Annotated in this window: 14 protein-coding genes and 1 pseudogene; 8 read left to right on the top strand and 7 right to left on the bottom strand. The window is 57.9% G+C overall.

Features of this window, described 5'->3' with window-relative positions; genetic code table 11:
- The 3 genes from FHC52_RS14105 to FHC52_RS14095 form a co-directional block, all read left to right on the top strand.
- The coding region (locus tag FHC52_RS14105; protein ID WP_220420121.1) for a hypothetical protein at positions 1-772 on the top strand (772 nt) is incomplete at its 5' end.
- A gap of 211 nt (positions 773-983) precedes the next feature.
- Positions 984-1,463 (top strand): type VI secretion system tube protein TssD, encoded by a 480-nt coding sequence (locus FHC52_RS14100; RefSeq protein ID WP_032675712.1) that lies wholly within the window; start codon positions 984-986, stop codon positions 1,461-1,463.
- A gap of 10 nt (positions 1,464-1,473) precedes the next feature.
- On the top strand, positions 1,474-2,058 hold the full coding sequence (locus FHC52_RS14095) for a hypothetical protein (protein WP_259279896.1): 585 nt from the start codon (positions 1,474-1,476) through the stop codon (positions 2,056-2,058).
- A gap of 32 nt (positions 2,059-2,090) precedes the next feature.
- Here the strand turns inward: FHC52_RS14095 and FHC52_RS14090 are convergent, their stop codons facing one another.
- From FHC52_RS14090 to FHC52_RS14080, 3 genes are all read right to left on the bottom strand, one after another.
- Positions 2,091-2,534 carry an acetyltransferase gene (locus FHC52_RS14090; RefSeq protein ID WP_220420120.1) on the bottom strand — a complete coding sequence of 148 codons (444 nt, stop codon included), beginning with the start codon at positions 2,532-2,534 and terminating at the stop codon, positions 2,091-2,093.
- A 65-nt stretch (positions 2,535-2,599) separates the two neighbouring features.
- Positions 2,600-3,646 carry a class I SAM-dependent methyltransferase gene (locus tag FHC52_RS14085; protein WP_032675711.1) on the bottom strand — a complete coding sequence of 349 codons (1,047 nt, stop codon included), beginning with the start codon at positions 3,644-3,646 and terminating at the stop codon, positions 2,600-2,602.
- A 78-nt stretch (positions 3,647-3,724) separates the two neighbouring features.
- Positions 3,725-4,249 carry a lipocalin family protein gene (locus FHC52_RS14080; RefSeq protein ID WP_008500115.1) on the bottom strand — a complete coding sequence of 175 codons (525 nt, stop codon included), beginning with the start codon at positions 4,247-4,249 and terminating at the stop codon, positions 3,725-3,727.
- 117 nt (positions 4,250-4,366) lie between these two features.
- Between FHC52_RS14080 and FHC52_RS14075 the strand changes: the two genes are divergently transcribed.
- From FHC52_RS14075 to FHC52_RS14060, 4 genes are all read left to right on the top strand, one after another.
- Positions 4,367-5,092 (top strand): MerR family transcriptional regulator, encoded by a 726-nt coding sequence (locus tag FHC52_RS14075; protein ID WP_163341000.1) that lies wholly within the window; start codon positions 4,367-4,369, stop codon positions 5,090-5,092.
- A gap of 99 nt (positions 5,093-5,191) precedes the next feature.
- Entirely contained in the window at positions 5,192-5,602 is a 411-nt protein-coding gene (gene uraH / locus FHC52_RS14070; RefSeq protein ID WP_008500117.1) for a hydroxyisourate hydrolase, read from the top strand.
- Positions 5,603-5,704: 102 nt separating this feature from the next.
- Positions 5,705-6,664: a DUF523 and DUF1722 domain-containing protein gene (locus FHC52_RS14065; RefSeq protein ID WP_023345179.1), complete on the top strand. Its 960-nt coding sequence runs from the start codon at positions 5,705-5,707 to the stop codon at positions 6,662-6,664.
- A 145-nt stretch (positions 6,665-6,809) separates the two neighbouring features.
- Positions 6,810-7,898 (top strand): AAA family ATPase, encoded by a 1,089-nt coding sequence (locus tag FHC52_RS14060; RefSeq protein ID WP_126288202.1) that lies wholly within the window; start codon positions 6,810-6,812, stop codon positions 7,896-7,898.
- A 56-nt stretch (positions 7,899-7,954) separates the two neighbouring features.
- Here the strand turns inward: FHC52_RS14060 and FHC52_RS14055 are convergent, their stop codons facing one another.
- Entirely contained in the window at positions 7,955-8,206 is a 252-nt protein-coding gene (locus FHC52_RS14055; RefSeq protein ID WP_039267093.1) for a hypothetical protein, read from the bottom strand.
- Positions 8,207-8,507: 301 nt separating this feature from the next.
- A complete protein-coding gene (locus tag FHC52_RS14050; protein ID WP_039267135.1) occupies positions 8,508-8,741 on the bottom strand; it encodes a hypothetical protein in 234 nt (77 codons plus the stop codon).
- Positions 8,742-8,851: 110 nt separating this feature from the next.
- Here FHC52_RS14050 and FHC52_RS22770 point away from each other — a divergent pair.
- A pseudogene (locus FHC52_RS22770) lies at positions 8,852-8,999 on the top strand (AAA family ATPase); the annotation flags it as partial.
- Between the two features lie 38 nt (positions 9,000-9,037).
- Here the strand turns inward: FHC52_RS22770 and FHC52_RS14045 are convergent.
- Positions 9,038-9,493, bottom strand: a complete 456-nt coding sequence (locus tag FHC52_RS14045) for a hypothetical protein (RefSeq protein ID WP_039267095.1) — start codon at positions 9,491-9,493, stop codon at positions 9,038-9,040.
- A 4-nt stretch (positions 9,494-9,497) separates the two neighbouring features.
- Positions 9,498-21,596 (bottom strand): contact-dependent inhibition toxin CdiA, encoded by a 12,099-nt coding sequence (gene cdiA / locus FHC52_RS14040; protein ID WP_126288204.1) that lies wholly within the window; start codon positions 21,594-21,596, stop codon positions 9,498-9,500.
- Position 21,597 lies beyond the last annotated feature (1 nt).

The raw sequence follows: 21,597 nt of genomic DNA, 5'->3' as shown, positions 1-21,597 counted from the left end.
TTGCCCTAACAGGATCCCGGTCATCTCAAAATTGGTGTTAGTGTTAGACATATATTCAAGCCTATCTCTTATCTGGAGATACAGCTACTGTCTGGTGTTTCAGGGGGCTACATCACATAAAATATTGGCTTTAAAGTTAGAACATGCCTTAACTGGCGTAAAAGATGAAGTATTAAAGCAAGCACAACTGTTAGATGATGGGGCAACACGATTAAGCTATCAACTTTCGTGCTTTACTGAAAACTACCAGGATGTATGTTTACGATTACGCAAAGAAGACTCAAGATTTTTGACAGGTATCGTCCAGTTAATAAAACACAGAGAAGTTATCTTTAAGATGCTTTATATTTATATTAAAAGCCTATTAAGCAACAAGAGTGAAAAAAGAATACATAACATACAACGAAATCTTATGTATTTAGGCATATCAATTTCATCATCGATGCTCTCCAGCCAGGCTTTTATATATTCGGCAACTATTGCAATTTGTAGTAGTGTTCATACCAACATTTGGATGAAAGAAAAGATCACATCGTTTTCTACTTATGCTGTCCTTGGTTTAAAAGTTTATGGCATCGTTGAGCAGGCATCCAGAAGCGCCAACCATCTAAAAAACTATAATGCTTATTACTATAATCTCCTTTATCAGGAAGAGCTTGAAATGATGTTTTTCTTGATTGAGCCCATAATAATGAGGTCCCCCATACTTAACCAAGCCTATGCTTCAGACAGCGACATTGCATACGCGATTTCAAGGATGATAAAGGGATGATTAAAGCTATTAAAGACTGGCTAAAAGGCCAACTCATATTTTTCCTGAGAGGCGCAACTCCCCTTTTATTCGTCATAATATTTGCACTATTTGCCGTAACCTGGCTACCCGAAAAAATCGCAATGAATGCAACATGGTCAGTTGTAGTTATTGTAGGCCTCTATATCCTTTTACGTAAAAAAAGATAATTACTATTTAACAGGAGTAAATTATGTCAATTCCCGCACATCTGTGGTTGTTTGATGAAAATGGCTCGCCCATAGTTGGTCCATCCTTACTGCCAGCGAGATTAGGATCGTTTGAAATCCGTTCAGTTATCCATCAGGTATGGATCCCTGAGAGCTCGCATACTGGTCGTTTGACAGGCACGAGAGTTCATTTCCCCTTAAATTTGCATAAGGAATTTGATGCTGCAACGCCTGTTTTATATCGTGCTATGTGTGAAGGAAGAACATTAAAAAAAGCAGAATTGAAAATGTATCGAATTATTGACCAGGGCGTTGAGAGTGAGTATTTCAATATGATAATGGAGAACGTGAAGATCACCTCTATATCACCCCTGCTGCATCCCACCGGCTTGACGAGCACGCATCTCGAAGATATTCAACTCCGGTACGAGAAGATTACATGGAAGCATTGCGATGGGAACATTCTCTACACTGACGAATGGAATAACCGAGCTACGTATTAGGGTATCTAAAATGAAAGTACTGTTAATTTTGGCTGCACTTCTATTCCTGGTTCAAAATACATCAGCAGCCCAAATGTCCGGCTTCGCAGCCAGGTATTATCAGGATGATGGAACAACGTCGGAAGAACCCACAGAAGTGCCCCTCTATCCCACTATTACCATCGGTAAGAAAACCGTGCAAATGGAGGTTACTCATCTGGCAGACATCTCCAGCACACCAGTCAACAAAGACAGTTCCGCTCGTTGGTTCTGCCTTCATGACGACGATGACACGGATTACTGGTTCATCTCGGATAACGAAATGGGTGCAGGATTGTTAACGGCACTAGCCATAGCCAGGGATGGGATTCATAAAGAGTGTGCAAAAACAACGGAACCTGTCAAAGTCTCAGTCGCTAATGTTCCGTTGTTGAATGCTACTCACGGGAATTTAGTTGCATTGCTCGGCAAGAAAGAGATCGCCAAAAAGAAAGCGATGCTTTTTTATCAGGAGACGCCAGTACAGAATGGATTCATCCAGAGTAATACGGTCTCTTATTACTTCGATGGCGAAAAAGTGCGTGGCGTAATCATCGGGCAAATTACCAGTAACTAGCTTGCAGACTCCCTCTCCAGAGGGAGGGGGCGTTAAACCTGCCCGCCCAACTGCATATGCAGCAACGGAAACGGATTCCCCTGCCCGTCCAGTTCCGAGCGTCCGACCTGCTCAAACCCCATATGGCGATAAAACGCGACGCCCTGCGGGTTCTGCTCGTTCACGTCCACTTCGTTCGCGCCGAACGCTGCGATGGCGTATTTCAACAGCAATTTCCCGACGCCCTTCCCCCGGCTCGCATCGTCAACAAACAGCATTTCAATGCGGTTTTCATCCACGCCTAAAAAGCCGTGAATAACGCCTGCGTCATCGCGAGCAATCACAACCTTGAGATTTGGCAGATAGGCGTTGAGCAATAGCGGGCGCAGCGCCGCAATATCGCTTTCCTGTAAAAAGTGATGGGTGGCGCGGACGGAGGATTCCCAGATCGCGACCAGACGCTCGAAGTGTGTGGGGAGTGCGGTTTCAATTTTCATGGGGGGATCATGATTGGAAAATCCTACTAATGCAAATCACTCTATGCGGCCTGTTCCCCCTCACCCTAGCCCTCTCCCACAGGGAGAGGGAACTGACCGTGCGGTTTTTCATCCCCTACCCTAATCTCCATCACCGCATACACCCCGTCCTTCGGCACCACCACGGTGACGTTTTCCACCGGCACGCCCGCCGCGAGGTGGATGTCCTGCAGCTGCTGTAACGACCTCGGGTGAATATCCTCCCAGCCGATGCCCCGCAGCACAAAGTCAATCTGCGGGCTGCTGGTGAGCATGTTCGACACAATCACCGCGCCGCCGGGCTTGACCAGCCGCAGCGCGCGCTGGAGAAAAATCACCGCGTCAGTATCGTTGAAGTATTCGAAAATCCCCAGCGCGTCGACCAGTTCGGCCTGGTGCTCGCCCAGCTCCAGCAGCAGGTCCTCGTTACGCACCAGCGTATGGAGCAGGTTGCGCCTGAGCAGCGTCAGCTGTTCGCCCACCACAATGCCTTCCTGCGCCGCCATGGTTTCCGCCCAGCTCAGCGCAACCGGGTCTTTGTCCACCAGGATGAGATACACCTGCTGACCGTCGAGCTTTGCTTCGCGCAGCGCCTCCAGCACCGGAATGGCGGCGCCGCTCGCCAGGCTGACCCAGTTGTTCTCGCTTTCATTATGAATGTACTTATCCACCAGCGCGGCCAGCACCCGGGCGCGGGAGCGCACGCCAATCGCATCGTTAGCGTGGATAAACCACTGGCGGCTGTCGCTGTCCATTTTTGTGCCGTCGGGCAGGCGGTCCTCCAGCGGGTTTTGCACCACAAACAGCGCCAGCGCGGAGGGGACCAGCCGGGTGCGCCACGCGGTGAGCGCCGGACGGTTGCGGAAGGCCTGTTCGGAATAGCGGTTCTGCGGAACAAGCACGGCCAGCCCCCCTTCGTCGTATTCCACCCGCGGCGGCCGAAGCGCCGGCTCCGCTTTCAAGGCGCGGTCAAGGGAGGCGATCTCACGGGCAGCATCGTCTTTCATCGGCCACTGGTCGCTGACGTCGGGAAATGACGCGCTGAAAATCGTCATATTTTCCGGTGCATCGCCGCGAAAAGGCTGCCAGTTCATGTCGTCTTCCCTCCGTTAGGCTTTTAACGGAAGTCTATCCAGGCGTGCCAGTAATGCCCCAGGAAGAAAGCACGATTTTTATTGTTTCACCCACACCAGCTGGTCAACCCGGAAGCCCAGGCTGCGCGCGGTGTTCAGGTAATCCTGCTTCACCGCATCCGGGATGGTCGGCGTACGCGACAGGATCCACAGATAGTCGCGGTTCGGGCCGCTTACCAGCGCGTACTGGTACTTATCGTCCAGCCTGATCACGTTATACCCGCCGTAGAACGGGCCGAAGAAGGAGACCTTCAGCGCGGCCGTGGTCGGCTCGCCGGTAAAGTACGCTTTGCCTTCGCTCTCATTCCACTTGTTCTTCACCGGATCGTAGCCCCGGTTGAGCACGCTAATACCGCCGTCGCTGCGCTTGCCGTAGGTCGCCGTCACCTGCTCCAGGCCGCGTTCGAAGCGGTTTTCCAGACGGGCGACTTCGTACCATTTGCCGAGATAGCGGCTGGCTTCGAAGTTGGTAATAGGCTGCACGCCTTTCGGCGGCGTGGGGGATTTACAGGCGACCAGCGTCAAAGCAATCGCAACACCGGTCACAACAGGCCATAGCTTCATGAGAATTCCTTTCATTTGCACGGTTGGATGTTAAGTGTAGTGCACCGTTTCGGCGCTTCATCCCGTTCGGGAAAATTCGTAGTATATTGAGAGTATTCCTCCACTCTGGACACGGACATGGCTTACTCCATCGGCGAATTCGCCAGACTCAGCGGCATCACCGCCACCACCCTGCGGGCGTGGCAGCGTCGCTACGGTTTACTCAAGCCACAGCGCACGGAAGGCGGCCATCGCCAGTACAGCGATGAGGACGTCCAGCAGGCGCTCAAAATCCTCGACTGGGTAAAAAAAGGCGTCCCGATCGGCCAGGTCAAACCGCTGCTGGAACGCCCGACGCCGGGCCGAACCAACAACTGGCAAACCCTGCAGCAGAACATGCTGCAACGCCTGCAGGACGGCAAAGTCGAGTCCCTGCGCCAGATGATTTACGACGCCGGGCGCGAATACCCAAGGCCGGAGCTGGTCGCGAACGTGCTGCGCCCGCTGCGCCGCCAGGTCTCGGCTAACGTGGCCGCCGCCATGACCCTGCGCGCGATCCTCGACGGCATCATCATCGCCTATACCTCGTTTTGCCTCGAAGGCGATAAAAAAGCGCCTGGCGATAACATTCTGCTTAGCGGCTGGCACCTGAACGACCCGTGTGAGATCTGGCTCGAAGCCCTAACGCGCACCGGGCAGGGCCACCGCATTGACATTCTGCCAGTTCCGCCAGACGCCCTGGCTCCGGACATTTTCCCGGAGCGAAAATGGCTGCTGGTCACCAGCGGTAAACTCACCGCCGGGCGGAAAAAGCAGGTGGAGCAGTGGCAGCAGCAGGTATCGCTTGTAGTGATTATCCTCTGATCATTTTCTTCTGCGGGAATCTTCACGAAAAGTTGAATATTTTCCCGCGCCGCAAATGCTAACGTTTTCCTGTGACGAATAACTCCACAGGAAAACACCATGAAAAAAACTGCCCCTCTGCTGATCCTGGCCTCAATGGCCTTTGCCCCCGCCGCCTTTAGCGCCCCTGCCGGTACGCTGAGCGTCCACATTCTCGACCAGCAAACCGGGATGCCGCCATCAGACGTGAGCGTTACGCTGGAGAAGCAGCAGCAGGACAAATGGACCCCGATTGCCAGCGGTAAAACCGACCATGACGGACGCATCAAATCGCTTTATCCGCAGGATCAGGACATGCAGCCTGGCGTGTATAAAGTGACCTTCAAAACCGCAGAGTACTTCCACGGCAAAAAGCTGGACTCCTTCTTCCCGGAGATCCCGGTGCTGTTTACCGTGACCCGCACCAACGAGAAGCTGCACATCCCGCTTCTGCTGAGCCAGTACGGTTACTCGACTTACAAGGGCAGCTAAGACGTATTGATTTTAAAGGAATTAAAAAAATAGTTCCGCGAATACTTGGACAAATTAGTCATGTTGTGTAAGTTTTAATTATATGAACGGGAGGACCACACCATGACAACGAAACCTGTGCTCGGTATTAGCGGATGTTTGACCGGATCCGCCGTTCGCTTTGACGGCGGACACAAGCGTATGAGCTTCGTCATGGATGAGCTGGCCCAGTGGGTGAACTTCAGGCCCGTCTGTCCGGAAATGGCCATCGGCCTGCCGACGCCTCGCCCTGCGCTGCGTTTGATTATGACCACCAGCGGTGAAACGCAGATGCGCTTTAGCCACGCGCCTCACGAAGACGTTACGCAGAAAATGGCGGACTTTACGGCAGATTTTTTGCCGAAAATCGGCGATCTCGCCGGGTTTATCGTCTGTGCTAAATCTCCAAGCTGCGGCATGGAACGCGTGCGCCTGTATGATGAAAACGGCAACCGGGGCCGCAAGGAGGGGGTCGGGCTGTTCACCGCCGCCCTCCTTGAAACCTGGCCGTGGCTGCCCGTGGAAGAGGATGGACGCCTGCACGATCCGGTGCTGCGTGAAAACTTTGTCGAACGTGTTTTTGCCCTGCACGAACTCAACACGCTGCGTAAAAATGGCCTCACGCGCCGCGCGCTGCTGGACTTCCACAGCCGTTACAAACTCCAGCTGCTGGCGCACCATCAGGCGGGTTACCGTGAAATCGGCCCGTTCGTTGCCTCGCTGCACGAGTGGGAAGACCTGGAGGCCTTCTTTGTGGCGTACCGGGAAAAGCTGATGACCATCCTAAAAAAACCCGCTTCGCGGAAGAATCACACCAACGTGCTGATGCATATTCAGGGGTATTTTCGTAACCAGCTGAACACCCGCCAGCGCGGCGAACTGCGCGACGTGATCCTGCATTATCGCAACGGACAGTTGCCTATCCTCGCCCCGATCACGCTGCTGAAGCACTACCTGGCCGAATACCCCGACCGGTATCTGATGACGCAAAACTACTTTGATCCCTATCCTGATGATTTGGGTCTGCGTCTGGCAGTCAAGTGATGAAAAAAATGCGAAGGCCCCATTGACCCGTAGAGGCCCAAAGCAGTACCCCGTTTAGACGACATCCTCACTGTCGTCTCTTTTTTGCATTTCATCTCAAAGACTGTGATTATATACAGGCTTATTCTGCGAAAGGGGCCTGCCTGTGATCCACACCCTGCACATTCAAAACTACCGCTCCATCCGCGAGATGTCGCTGGAGCTGGAGCAGCTCAACATCGTCTTCGGCCCGAACGGTACCGGAAAATCCAATATCTACAAGGCGATACACCTGATGCACAGCGCCGCCCAGGGGCAGTTTTCCCAGGCGCTGGCGAACGAGGGCGGCATTCTGAAGGTGTTCTGGGCAGGCAAAACCCGCAGCGACCAGCTGCGGCGGATGAACCTCGCGGTGGAAACAGAGACCTACGAATACGAGCTGCAGGTCGGGTTTGTGGAGAAGCTGCCCTACCCGTCGCAGTTCCAGCTCGATCCGGTGATCAAAGAAGAATCTCTCTGGCTGAGCGGCCAGCACCGCCGCCCCTCGTCGCAGCTGATGAAGCGCAGGAATCAGGCGGTGTTTCTGAATAACGTGCATCACGAGAAAGTGACCCACAGCGGCACGCTGTACGAGAACGAATCGGTATTCGGCCAGCTCGGCGAACCGCACCTTTACCCGGAAGTGTCGCAGATGCGCGAGTCCCTGCGTAACTGGCGCTTTTATCATGAGTTTTCTGTATCAATCGGCTCAGCGATGCGGGCCCCACAGGTCGGTTTTCGCTCCCCGGTGCTGGCCAGCGACGGCGCCAACCTGGCGGCCGCGTTTCAGACCATCGTCGAGATTGGTGACGAGCTGCTGCTGATGCGCATCCTCGATCAGGCCTTCCCCGGCTGCGTGTTTTACAGCGACAACACCGGCGGACGTTTCCGCATGATGATGCAGCGCGAGGGGCTGAGCAGACCGCTGGAACCAGCGGAGTTTTCCGACGGTACCCTGCGCTTCCTGTGCCTGACGGTAGCGCTGTTAAGCCCCCGCCCACCGGCGTTTATCGCGTTGAACGAACCGGAAAATAGCCTGCACCCGCAGATGCTGCCAGCCCTGGCGAGCTTAATCGCCGAGGCCAGCCGCTACTCGCAGATCTGGCTCACCAGCCACTCGCCGGAGCTGGCGACGTTGATTGAGAAGCAGCGATCGTTTTCGCTGTATCAGCTGTCGATGACGGAGGGGGAGACGCGGGTGGAGAGGCTGGGGTAAGCCGCATTCTCTTCCTTAGAAGCCCAACAAAAAGAAACACAGTCCCAAAATCGACATTACTCCGGGGGCTTCTTTCGTATCTTGCGCTCATCGAGTAAGGCATATAGCCACGATCTGACGCCTGCCGCGGTTGCTGCAATAGCGCTTACAACGACAATCTGCTTAATATCTGACCGGTCAAAAACAACGTCATGGCTGATGATGAATTTAACGACAATCAGGGCCAGAGAGAAAAACGCCAGGCAGCAAACAAACAGGTAGGCAATGCTGAAGAATAACCTGGCGAGAGTAGGTTTATTTTTTGTCATTTTGTTCACATCATCTTTATCGGCATTATCGAAAACGCCCTTCTCAGAGAACCAAAAATATCATCAATATATACCTTTCCCGAGTCTGGTACAGGGCTAAACAGTGGTTGATATGAAAGGCCTGCAAATGTACGAACAGGGCTATAATTTTTATCTTTCCGATAGCAGTGTGTGGTTAGTGAATTTAAGTTCTCTACCCTGATTTATACACAGCAGACTCATTCTCTGCAGCTGCAAACCACGCGCTAAAGTTAGCTACTGCATCATGGTCCGCCCACTCCGGTGATGCAAAAGCATGAACTTAGTAAACGTTAGGATCGCCTGATGTAGAGTGGCCGTCAAAACAAGCAACATCGTCAGAGTCACTCTTTTTTGCAAACGGTATCAAATTTCGTTCCGGGTATTGCTTTTTAATTTCATCAAACCACTGCTGAGAATATCCCTCGAACTCGCACAGGAACCACCAAGGTTCCAGATCAATAAGATAGTCTTCATCTATAACATTCAGAAAGCTCTGTGGATACTGAAACCCCATGACAAACTCTTTATTCGACCAGTGGTCGCCTCACCCGTGTTGTTGGTGCTAACCTCTTTTTAGGTCGTAGAAATAGAATATTTCAGCCACTTTTAGTTTATCAATTGAATATCGCGTTGAACGAACCGGAAAACAGCCTGCCCCCGCAGATGCTGCCCGCCCTCGCGAGCTTAATCGCCGAGACCAGTCTCTACTCGCAGATCTGCCTTACCAGCTTCGATGGCGGAGGGGGAGACGCGGGTGGAGAGGCTGGGGTAGTCTCCCGGGGCACGGAGACACTTTTTTCGCATCTCGCTTCAGTGAAGCATGCCAATAAAGAACCCCAGATACCCGGCCCTGCTTAACCATATAAAGGGGCTGGTAAGGCCGGATCGCCGGATATTAATCAACTCTCTCATGGGGGCCAGGCCATCATTTTTGATAACGACATTTTTTGCACAATAGCGGCAATGCATAATCAGAAATAAAATTCCGGCGATCGCAAAACCAAAATAACTTTCGCGACTTCCCCAAAAATGAGTGCTTAACTTTAAATAAGTTAATCCCCAGATACTGACTAGAAAGACGATAAATGAACATGCCGCGATGTTCATGTCTCGCTTACTACCCAGACCAAAAAAGAGCGCATCAAAGAAAAACATCGTGGTAAGAGGTGACTGAACGCTTCTTCCCGTCACTTTACTAAAACGGACAAACACGACAGTTCCGATGAAAAATGCGAAAAGCGCAATTCCTAATAGAAGATAAATCATTTAATTAATCCTTTTTGAAGGGCCAGGATACGAGTTCGGTACTGCCAGCGCCATCGATCTCCGGCAGGTTGTTATGATTTTCACTTTGTCGGATACTGGCACCAATGCCTCCGCCAATTCTAAAAGCACCACCAACACCATCTTTACCAACAGATCCTTCAATTGAAAAAATACCAGCGGATATGGAACCGGAATAATCATAAGCCGGATTGAAATCCTTAATTGGATAAGGCCCGAAAGTTAATCCAGCCGACGCATCCGCGCGCCAGCCAAACACCTTTGTTATCCCGCCATTAATTGCGAATTTATCTTCTGAAAGGACCCCCTCCAGATAGCCCCCGCCGACATAACCAACAGCCACCTGACCTTTTACATCACCATGGATTTTTGCCGTATCCCCTACTGATGGACCAATATGAGAGTCTGTAATAGCCTTGTTAATTTTGTCGGGAGATACACCTTTACCGCCGAGATCGAAAGCCAGTGAAGCATCCTGTTGCGTTGCTGGAGGCACTAATCCACCCCAGTTTGAGGTAGCATTATTCTCAGCTGCGTTCTTTCCTCCTTGCGCCCCAGCAGCCGCCGAAGCCGTACTCCCTCCCGCCAACCCACCAGCCACCCCCGCCGATACAGAAGCCAGCGTAACGATCGTCTGCTTTTGATCTTCACTCAGTTTCGACAGGTCTTTCACCTCCGGATAGAGCAGGCTGGCTATCGCATGCGCAGCCAGCTCGCCCGTTGCCGCCCCCGCAGCTCCCGCAGCGGCGCTGTTACCCTGAAGAACCGCCACCGCGCCGCCCAGAATAGCGTGCGCAACGGTATTGACGGTAGGATCGCCTTCGGTTGATTTAAGCAGATGCGCCAGCTCAGGCGCCGACGCGCCTGCCAACGCACCCGCAATATTACCGCCCGCCAGTCCCTGAAGTGCCGCCGTTGCCGCCTGAATACCGCGCTGAATATCGCTGCCAGTACCGTACTTCTCCATTGCCGTCTGGCCAGCCTGATTCACGATTTGCTTATCACTTGGGTTAGCATTACCTTCCGATTTCAGCTTCTCTTTGGCCGCCTTCAGCGCCTCTGGATCGGTCATGGCATTCCGTGCCGCTATCTCTCCTTGCGTCCGCGCGATATCCGCAGCCTGGCTGCCGATATCACTGATAAGCCCGACCGCTTTCAGGCGATTTTGCTCTTTCTCCTTGTCGAAGATTGGGCTGATGCTATCGTTGGCATGTTCGGTATCGCGGCTCAGGTTTGCCACATCCTGCTTCTGATTATCCCGATCGCGAACGATAATGGTGCCGTCTGCCACCGCCGCTTGGGTGGTACCTTCCGCATGGCCGCTGTGGCTTGCGCCTGAAATCATGCCGCCCGGCATTTTGCCTTTAAAGGTATCGCCAAAACTGCCACTCCCACTCAGGCTCACACCCGTTTGGCTGACCTTATAATCCGCCTCGTTGTGAAGGTCGCTAAAGCCCAGCGTTCCCGTGTCTAACGAATTTTTGTCAGCCGTCGCCGTGGAGGCAATAACCGCGCCATCCAGTTGCGTGTGACGGCCAACCGTGACGTCAAATCCACCATTACCGGCAAACAACCCCGTCTGCTCTTGAACGGAGTCGTACGTGCTCTTCATCTTATCCTGACTGGCACTGATGTAACCGGAGCCAGTCATACTTCCGAACGTGAAGCTGCCGCCCGCCGCTACGCTGGTCTGCTTAGATTTGTAATCATTATTGTCCTGCTGACTACTCATCAAAAGATCGCGGCCAATATCAGCGACAATCTTCTCACCGTTGACCTGCGCCCCGTTCAGAATGGCATCTCTACCGCTGGTCATGGAGACCGTGCCGCCGCTGTCCAGCGTGGTTTCGGTCCAGGCGGTGCCGTTACCTTTTTCATTACCTTTAGACGCATTCACATTGGCGAAAACACTGATCCCCATCCCGCCGCTGCCGCCCCCAATACTTACGCCCACACCACCACCGCTGCTGCTGTTTTTGCCGGTGGTTTTCTGCGTGTTGGCCGCTCCCGTCAGCAGGATGTCGTTTTCAGCATTCAGCGTGGCGTCACCGCCCGCTTTCAGCTGGCTACCGCCGATCAGGATATCGCCGCTATTCGTACTCTTACCTTTGCCCGTGGCGGTAATAGAAAGATCGTTTCCGGCATTGATTGTGCTGCCCGCTACCGTGTCGCTATCGGCATGCTGCTGAGATTTCGATTTCTGGCTAGTCAGAGAGAGGCTGACACCAAATCCGTTCGCCGGATCGCCAGTCTGCTGGGCAACAACCGCTCCCTGTGCCGCCTGTACGCCCGAGAGTGTCGCTTTCGTTGCCTGCAGGGCAGCCAGACGTCCATCACTTTCTTTAGACGCCTCCTGTGCAGTGGTAACAGCGCTGTTGATTGCGCCACCCACTACGCCAGACAGAGCCACCGTAAGGCCACTGGATTTTTGTTCAAACTTCTCATCGCGGGCGCGTTTGTCATGACCCGGCTCGATCGTCACGCTGTCGCCAGTGAGCGCCATATTTTTGCCAGCCACCAGGTCCGCGCCGCCGACATGCAGCTGATTACCGGCGGCAATATCAACGCTCCCCCCCGTCGAGCCCACCGTACTGAAGCTCTGACTCTGGGTAGTGCCTTTCTCACGGAGATCGTGCGTGCTTTTGCTGCTGCCGATGGTGAAGCCAATCCCGCCCGAGCCCATCAGGCCGGATTTTTTCTCTTCCTTAAAGCGCCAGGAGGTATCGCTGTTCGTCGCTGCCACAATATCGACGTTGTTGCCCGCCTTAAGCTTCACGTCGCCATCGCCCGCCACGGCGGATCCGTTCACCAGCAGGTTATTGCCCGCAACGACCTGCACGTTATCGCCGCTCAACAATGAGCCGGATTCACGCGTCGCGCTGTTCTCCTCGATGGTGTGGGTGGTTTTCTTGCTCAGGAACCCTTTTTTGGTTTTGGTCTGCTCTTTGTAGTGATAATCGCTTTCGGTTGCGGTATTGAGATTGACGTCGCGGCCCGCCGCCACGCCGATATCGCCCTTCGCCGTTACCTGCGCGGCTTCGGTGGTGACATCGCGCCCCGCGAGGATCTGGGTATTCGCCCCGCTGGCGATCTCGGTTCCCTGCTGGCGTACGGACTCGTTGATGACGGTTTTCTTGCCTGACTTATAGCTATCGCCCTGTGTGGTCTCTTCCGCCGCCAGATTCACGTCGCGACCCGCCTGCAGCCCGACGCTTTTCTCCGCCGCCAGCGCGGCGGCCTGGGCGTTGATATCCTGCCCGGCCTTCAGCACCAGGTTATCGCCTGCGGAAATCGTGGTGCGGTCGAGCCCGGTGCTGTGGGACTCGCTTTTCCCTTTACGGCTGCTTTCGCTGGTCTGTGCCGCGTTCAGATTGAGATCGTTGCCCGCGCTCAGCCCCGCGCTGCCGCCCGCCTTCAGGTCGCTGGCGGTCACGTCAAGGTTGTGCCCGGCGTTCACCAGCAGGTTGCCGCCCGCGGTGACGTTACTGCCCTGATACGTGACAGACGAACGGCTGGTTTTCGCCCGGCTTGAGCTGAATGCGTCGTTGATCTGATTCGCGTTGACGGCAATATCGCCCCACGCGTTCAGTAGCATATCGCCACCGGAGGCCAGGTTCGCCCCGGTAACGGTGATGTTTTTCCCCGCCTCAAGCGACAGGCCATCCTGTGCGGTAATAGACGCCGTGTTGCCCAGCAGGGTGTCTTTCAGGCCGATCTTGCCGTACTTCCCTCCGGCGTTGATATCAATCTGCTCAACCTGGGTCAGGTTGTTGATGCTGCCGTCCAGGCTCTCCAGCGCGACCGTTTTGCCGCTGATGGTGGAGCTGATGTTATTGATATCGCCGATGGCGCTCAGGTTCAGGTCGCCGCCAGCTTTCATCAGGCCGTTGTTGAGGTTGCTGATGCTGTTCTGGCTGTCGAGCGTCAGGCTGTTTTTCGCCAGCAGCGAGCTGCCGCCGTTGGTGATGTCGCCGCCCTTCAGGGTAACGTTGTTACCCGCGATTACGCTGCCGTTATTGACGGTGACGTCCTTCGGCGACAGGTAGAGTTTCGGTACCATCACGGTTTCGCCGTTGACGGTGGCTTTCTCCCACCACAGCAGGCTGTGGTCGAGCGCGGCAATCTGATCGGCGGTCAGCGAGACGCCAAACTGCAGGCCCAGCGACTGCTGAGCCGCCGCGGCGTTGTCCATCAGATAGCGCATCTGATCCAGATCGGAGCCGATGCCGTTCAGGTAGCGGTTACCGGTCTGGTTGAGCACCACGTTGGAGACATAGCGGGTATCGAACGCCGCATCACCGAGGAAGCGGTAATCGTAATCCGGGTTCAGGTTGAGTCGGCCGAGCATGTAAGACGAGCCGAGGAACTGCTTCTCATCGGTAAACGCCAGCCGCGTCTCCTGAGGCGCCGTGGACGACGGTTTGACCCCGAGCATTGCGTTCAGGTCGGCAAACAGGGCGGGATCGAGCTGTCCGAGACCGTTCAGTTTCGGGTTGATGCTGATCAGGTACGGGCTTTTCGGGTTATCGGAGAAGACGAAATAGCCGTTGTTGCCCGACGGCAGCGGGTAAGCGCTGGTATCGACGCGCTGGCCCTGATAATGCCCGACGGCGCCGCCCTGAGCGGTTCTGAGATCGGCGGTGGTGACCCCGGCGTTCGCCAGCGCGCCCAGCTGGCCGAGGTTCGCGTTGCCTTTCTGCGTGGTGCCAATGTTGCTGAGAGGCGTGCCGGACGCGCCGCCGTTTTCCAGCGCGCCGCCGCCGTTAAGCTGCTGCAGCGCACCCTGGAGCTGATCGTTCCACTGCGGCGAGTTCACCGCCACGGTGCCGGTATTGCTCAGCCCCTGTTTTTGTACGCCGCTGCCGACGCTCTGGTTGCTGAGGGTGTTCAGCGACGGCGCGGAGATAACGTTGCTAACGCCGCCCGCGTTCGCAGTGGTATTGGTGTTGCTGATGTTACTGGTGAAGTTTGCGGTGACGTTACCGCCCGCCTGGATGACGGCGCGGTAGAGTTCACCCGGTTGGAATTCTGTTTCATGCCCAACCAGATTGTACTCAATAGTATCATTCTGGAATTTGATATTCTTACTACCAGCCACGCCTAACTTACTTGTTGCGTAACCAACAGACGCAGATAACGGTTTATATTCATAAATCAGGTAATCAACCTCACTACCTGCCTGCCAGCTCTGGTTATTTAATTGATTTCCAGACAGGTGAATATCACCGTTTGCCAATATATTGCTGGCATTATTATCAAGTCTGGAAGCCTGAATAGTCAGGTCACTACCTGAAGAGATACGCCCTGATGGAGAATCGCCCCCTGTGATAACAGTTGTGCTGTATCTTCCGGAAAAACGCTGCCTGACTGTATTTTTAAAAGGAGCCAGATAATAGTATGTGGAGCGATGGATATTACATGCACTATTAGCTCCACAGTTACCAGCACCCGGACCAGTAATGACTTCTCGCGAATAAAAACCATAACTTCCATTTGGCAGAGCCGTAACAGGCACATCTATTGTTGACTCACCTGTCATCCAGTCATCAACTGGTTGTACCTGACTCTGAGTTGAAGCTTTAAGCCCTTCCCGTTCATTTCGTAAGTTGATGGTTTTAATATTAAGACTTCCACCCTGCGTCTCAATATTCCCAGACGTGTTCACCACCTGGCTGTTCGCATTCCCTGCCGCATCCCGCTGCATCCACAGGTTGTTTCCCGCCATGATGTCGCCGCGCTGGTTGGTGATGCTGTCGGCAAACAGCGCCAGGTTATTCGCCGCGTACAGCAGCGCGGTGTTGACGATGGCGCCCGGCGCGCTCAGGGTCAGCGAGCCGCGCGTGCCGGTGAAGCCGTCGACGGTAATATTGCTCCGGCTGGCCACGGTGATATCGCCCCCGCCCTGCACCGAGCCCGCGGCGTTCAGCGCCACGCTGCCGCCGGAGAGCGTGCTGGAGCCGCCGCCGGTGGTGATTTGTCCGTTGTTGCTGAGCTGCCCGCCCGCATTCAGGTTGACCGCCTGCCCCTGCAGCACGCTGCGGTTATCGATGTCGCTGCCGCTGTTGATGGTGAGGGTTCTGCCTGCCGCCACAGCGGTTCGGCTGGTAAACGCGTTCGTCAGCTGCAGCGTTAAGTCCCCCAGGGACACCAGTTGGCCGGTAAGGTCCAGCCCCCGGCTCTGCAGCCACAGGTTGCCGCCGCTCAGCAGCTTGCCGCCCGCGCTCTGGGTTACCTGGTCCGCGCCAATATTCAGCTGCGTGTTGCCGAGCAGCGTGCCGCTGTTGTTCAGCTGGCTGTAGTTAACCGTCAGCTGTCCCGCCTGGGTGGTGCCCTGGCTGGCGAAATTGGTGCCGGTCAGGGTGGCGCGATCGGCCACCCACGTGCCGCCGTTGGTGGCGTTTGCCGCATTGAGTATCAGGTCGGTGGCCTGCAGCCAGCCGGTGCCGGTGAATTGCGGCGTGCCGAGCGTCAGGCGCGCGCCGGAGAGGAGTCTGCCGTCGTTACGCGCCTGCGAGGAGGCGGTCACGCGCGTCTCGCCGCCGCCCTGGATCAGGCCGTAGTTAAACAGCGCGGGCGTGGTCAGCGTCAGCGCATCGCGGCTGACGATTTCACCCCCGCTGTTGTTGGTCAGCGTCCCGCTGAGGGCCAGCGTCGCGCCGTTATCGCCCTGCAGACGTCCGTTGTTGGTGAGCGCCCCGGTGGTGATACCGAGCGTGCCCCCCTGCATTTTGCCGTCGCTGGTGACGGAGGCCGCCGTGACGTTCAGCGCCCCGCCGGACAGCAGGGTGCCGCCAGACTGCTGGCTGACCGCGCCGGTCTGGCTGAGGGTCAGGCCATTCACGCCGCTGATGGCGCCGCTGTTGCTGAGCGTGCCGCCCGTCAGCGTCAGGTTTTTCGCCGCCCACTGGCCCTGGTTCGCCAGCGTCGCGGCCTGCAGCGTTGCCGCACCCAGCGCGGTGATCCTGCTGCCTGCGGTTCCGGTGAGCGTGTCGGCCAGCGTCATCTGCAGCGCGTCGGCGCTCTGCACCGCGCCGCTGTTGGTGAGCGACCGGGCGTTAAGCAGGATGTTCTGTGCCTGCCAGCTGCCGGCGTTGGTCACTGCCCCGGACGCAATCGTCAGCGCGCCCTGGGTAAGAAGTTTGCCGCCTGCGCCGTTGATCAGCTCCTGCTGCGGCGCGGCCATCGCCATGCGCGCCATCAGCCGCTGCTGCCCCTGAACGGTCAGGCTCTGCAGACCGGTTAAGGTGCCCTGGTTGTTAATGCTGTTCTGATGCAGCGCGAGGGTGTTCCCCTGCACGGTGCCGCTGTTTTTAAGCGTGCTGCCGCCGAGCGTCACATCGCCCTCGCTGAGGAGCTGCCCGCGGTTATCCAGCGTCTGTGCGGTGATATCCGCCCAGCCCTGGCTCATCAGCGAGCCGGTTGAGGTCAGCGTGCCGCCGGTCGTGGCCGTCAGCGTTCCCTGGCTGAGCAGAGACCCGCCGTGCGTCCAGTCGCTGGCGCGGATGTCCGCGCCGTTCCCCTGCAGCGTGCCCTGCGTGGTCAGCTGGCCTGCATCCAGCGTCAGCATGCCGCCGGAGAGGGTGCGCGAGGTCGCGCCCGTGGTCAGCGTGGTGCCGGTGAGCGCCAGGCCGTTCGTTCCCTGCATCAGCCCGCCGTTGTTCATATCGCGGGCGGTGAGGGACAGCGTACCGCCCGTGATGCGCCCCGGGTTCGCCAGGGTGTCCGCGGTGAAGGCGGTCGCGCCGCCGCTCTGCAGCAGCCCGGTATTGGTTAACGCTCCGCTGAGCGTGCCGCTGAGTCCCGTCTGCCCGTTCACCGTGCCGCTGTTGGTGAGGGTGGTGCCGGTCATGCCCAGCGTGGCGCCCTGCAGCGTACCGGCGTTCGTCAGCTGTCCGCCCGCCAGCGTGAAGCCGCCGCCGGAGAGCCATTTACCGTTCAGCTCGTTGATAAAGCGGTCGGCGGTGGCGTTAACCGCGTTGCTGCCCTGCATCAGGCCGCTGTTGCGCAGCTCAGTACCGCCTGCTGTCAGCGTTTTGCCCGCCACCGTGCCGCTGCTGGTCAGCGTCGTCGCGTTAAGCGCGGCATCGTCGGTGGCAATGATGTTCCCCGTGTTGGTCAGGGCATTGCTCAGGCCCAAATCCAGGCTCTGCGCCTGAATATCGCCCCGGTTCGTCAGGTCGCTGCCCCGCAGGGTGAACCCGCCCTTCACCAGCAGCAGGCCGGCGTTATCGAGCGTGTCGAGGGATAAGTCCAGAGGACTGCCGCTCACCAGCTGCCCGGTGGCGCCGTTGCTCAGCGCACGGGTGGTCAGCGCCAGCGTGTCGTTACCCTGAAGGATCCCGGTGTTGTTCAGCTGCGCAGCCTTCACCGTGAGGGCTTTCCCGGCCAGCTGGCCGTCGTTAAACAGCTGCGCCGCCGTCAGCGTGAACAGATTTTGGCTGAGCAGGACGCCCGTGTTATCCAGCCTGCCGGTCGCGGAAAGCGTCAGGGCATCCAGCGTCTGAACGCTGCCCTTGTTATTCAGGCTCCCGGCGTCAAGCGTCGCGCTGCGCCCCTGAAGGCTGCCCGCGTTGCTGAGGGTTTGTCCGCTGAGCGTCAGGGTCTCGCCGCCCGTCACCTGCCCCTGAGGCTGGTTCGTGAAGGTGTTCCCGGACCAGGCCAGCGTGCTGCTGCCCTGAAGCAGGCCGCTGTTTTGCAGGTCGCCCCGCAGGGTCAGCACTTTCGCCAGCAGCTGGCCCCGGTTATCGGTCCTGTCGGCCTGGACGTCCAGCGCCTGCTGGCTGAGCACCTTACCGCTGTTGGTCAGCGTGCCGGTCACCGCCGCCGTCACGCCCGCTTCCCCCAGCGCGTTGCCGGTGTTCATCCACTCACCGGTGGCCAGGTTCAGGGTGTTGCCCTGCAGCAGCCCGGCGTTGTTCAGGGTGGTGTGGTGCAGGTCGAGCGCGCCGCCGGAGAGCAGCATGCCCGCCTGCTGGTTGCTGAGCTGTGTCCCGGTCGCCGTGAGGGAATGTGTCCCCTGCAGCGTGCCGCCGTTGGTCACCGACGCGCTGTTAAACTGCGCGTCGGTGCCGGCCATCAGCCCGCTGTTCGTCAGGCTGGCGGTGGTCAGCGTCAGGCCGTTCCGGGCAATCACCCGCCCGTCGGCATCGTTGCTGGCCTGTCGGGTCAGGTTCAGCAGCAGCGCGGTGGCGCTGAGCTCGCCGCTGTTGGCCAGCGTTTCACCGCCGAGCGTCAGCGTTCCGCTGCTGCGCAGCGCGCCACGGTTAGTGAGGTCTGCCACGCCGAGCGTCAGCGCCGAGTCCCCCTCGACGGTGCCCTGGTTTTGCAGGCTGTCCGCCGTGATGTGCAGGTCGCTGGCCGCAATATTGCCCGCGTTAGCAAACGCAGTGCCGTTCAGGGTGAGCCGGTCGTCCGCCAGCAGGCGTCCGGTATCGGTGTTGGTCAGGCTGAGGTAGTCGCTGCTCAGGCTGACGCCGTTGATTTCCCCCTGGTTTGTCAGCGTGTCGCCCCGGAGGTGCAGCGTGCCGTCGGTAGTGATAAGCCCGCTGTTAGACAGCACCGGAACGTTCAGCGTTAAATCCTGCGTGCTGTAGACCGATCCGCCCGCGAGGTTTGTGAGTGACCCGGTCTTCAGGCCGAGCAGGGTGGTCCCCTGCAGCAGTCCGCTGTTCTCCACCGAGGCAGCGTCCAGCGCCAGCGCACCGGCAACCAGCGTACCGCTGCTGGTGATGCGTTCAGGAGCCGTCAGGGTCATGCGTTCCGCTTTTGCGACGCCGGACTGGAGGATGTTCTGTCCGCTGAGCGCGATGGCGCTGGCGGTAAGCTCTCCGCCGCTGGTCAGGTCGCCGGTCGCGTTAAAACTCAGCGCGTTACCGGTGGATTTCCCGGCGTGCGCAATCGTGCCCGCCGTCACCGACAGAGCGCCTTTCGCCGCCTGCGTGCCGTTCAGCGCGGCATTCTGCGCCTGCAGGGTAAGCCCCTGCCCGCTCTGCAGATGCGCATCCCGGCCGGTGGTCAGGTCGCCGGTGCTGACGGTTAAGGCCCCCGCCGCGTCCGTCTGCCCGTTCAGGCTGGCGCTGCGGGTCGCGGAAATCTGTACATTGCCCTGGCTGGTGGTACGGGACGCCTGACCGCTGGTCAGGGTGCCGGCCTGCGCCGTCAGCGCCGTCGCGCCGGACAGGGTGCCATTCTGTTCAAGCGCGCCTGCCGTCACGCTCATCGCCCCGTCAGCCAGCAGGCTGCCGCTGTTACGCAGGGCCTGCTGCGCCGTGACGTTCGCATTGCCTTTCGCGCTCAGCGTGCCCCGCTGCTCCAGGGTACCAACGCTCAGCGCCAGGTTGCCGGCGCTCTGCAGGGTACCGCTGTTAGTGACCGTCTGCCCCTTCAGGGTGACGTCGTTACCCTGCACCGTGCCGCCGTTTGTCAGCTCTCCTGCGCTCACGTCAAGGTGGCCTTTCGCTGCCAGCTGGCCGCTGCTGGACACCCTGTCGCCGGAGAGGGCAATGTCGCGCCCCGCATTCACCTGCCCCTGATTACTGACGCCGCTGCCCGTCAGGCGGACATCGCCCGTGGCATCGGCCCGGCTCTGGCCGTCCATCACCAGCTGTCCGCCGCTCAGGGCCAGATTCTCTCCTGCCGAGACCGCACTGGCCGTGGATGACAGCGTGCCGCCGCTGCTGAGGGTCGCGCGGGTATCGCTACCGCTGCGGGTATTCGCCAGCGTGATATCTTTCCCGGCCGCCACGCTGAGCGCGCCTTTGGTGGTGACGCTGCCGCCGCGCTGCGTCAGGCTGCCGTCGGTGGACAGCGTGGTGTCGGCCTGACCCGTCAGCGTCGCATCCGCAAGCGCCATTCCCTGTTTGCTCGTGACGGTTAGCGCCCCGCCCTGTGCCGACACGCCGCCGCCGTTGACGGTCAGGGTATCTTTACTGTCCAGCGTCGCCGCGCCGCGGGAGACCAGGGAGGTATTGCTGAGCGTCATCCCCTGCCCGCTGCTCACCGACAGCGCGCCCGCGCTGTTTGTCCCGCCGCCCGTCGTCTGCACTTTCCCCGCAGCGGAAAGGCGCATATCGCCCTGGCTGGCGAGCGTGCTGTTATTGAGTTCCACATCCTGCGAGCTGGCCACATTCAGCGCGCCACCGGACTGATGGCTGCCGTTGAGGGCCACTCCCGCGCCGTTCGCGGTAATCGATCCGCTGGCCAGGCTGTTCGTGACCGTCAGTTTCCCGCCCGCGTCCAGCTGAATATCGCCCTGGCGCGCGGTGAGGTTGCCGAGGTTCACCCCCACGCCCGTCTCGCTGGAGACCAGGCGGATACGGTTCGCATACATCCCGCCGAGCGCGCCGGTATCCACGGCCACCACGGGCGCGGCACCCTCACCGGCAATCGGCCTGACGCTGCCGTCTGCGCCCACGCGGTTCGCTCCTGAAGTCACCGTCAGGTCGTTCGCATGAATCGCGGCGTTCACTTCCGTCGCGCGCGCAATAATCGACAGCGCGTCGCTCTTGCTGGCATCCAGCCCCTGGCCTTCAACCGTGATGGCGCCTTTCGTCACCTCCAGCGCCTGCAGGTTACCGCTGGCGTCGAACTGCGGTTTCCCCGTGGTCAGGGTGACGTTCGGGGTGTTGATAAATCCGCACCCGTTACAGGTAATGCCGTACGGGTTGGCCACCATGACGTTTGCTGCTTTACCGGCGACTTCCGTATAGCCCTGCAGCTGCGAGCGGCTGGCGCCCGTGACTTCGTTGATAATGCCTTTCGCTTCCCGCCCGGCCTGCAGGTTGGGGTTGTTCTGGATAAGCCCGCCCAGCTGGGTCTGGGTTAAACGGTCCGTGCCGTTGTTGAGGATAAGCCCCTCTTTGCCGACGTTATACTCACCGAACTGGTTATGCGAGATACCCGCCCCGTTGGGCGTGGCGATGTTGACGACCGGCACCCCGTTCCCCGCCCGATCGACCGTGGTCTGCCCGGTCGGCGTAAGCGCCGCCGCGACGGCAGGTGCCATCGGCTGCCAGACCATCAAACCGCAGACAATCCAGCTGATCAGGCGCTGCGAGAAACGAACGGGTGGGTGACGGGTATCCATA

Source organism: Enterobacter sp. EC_64 (assembly GCF_019584165.1).
Lineage (GTDB): Bacteria > Pseudomonadota > Gammaproteobacteria > Enterobacterales > Enterobacteriaceae > Enterobacter > Enterobacter roggenkampii.
The sequence above is the reverse complement of the archived record's forward strand: the minus strand, read 5'-3'. Positions and strand labels throughout refer to the sequence as shown.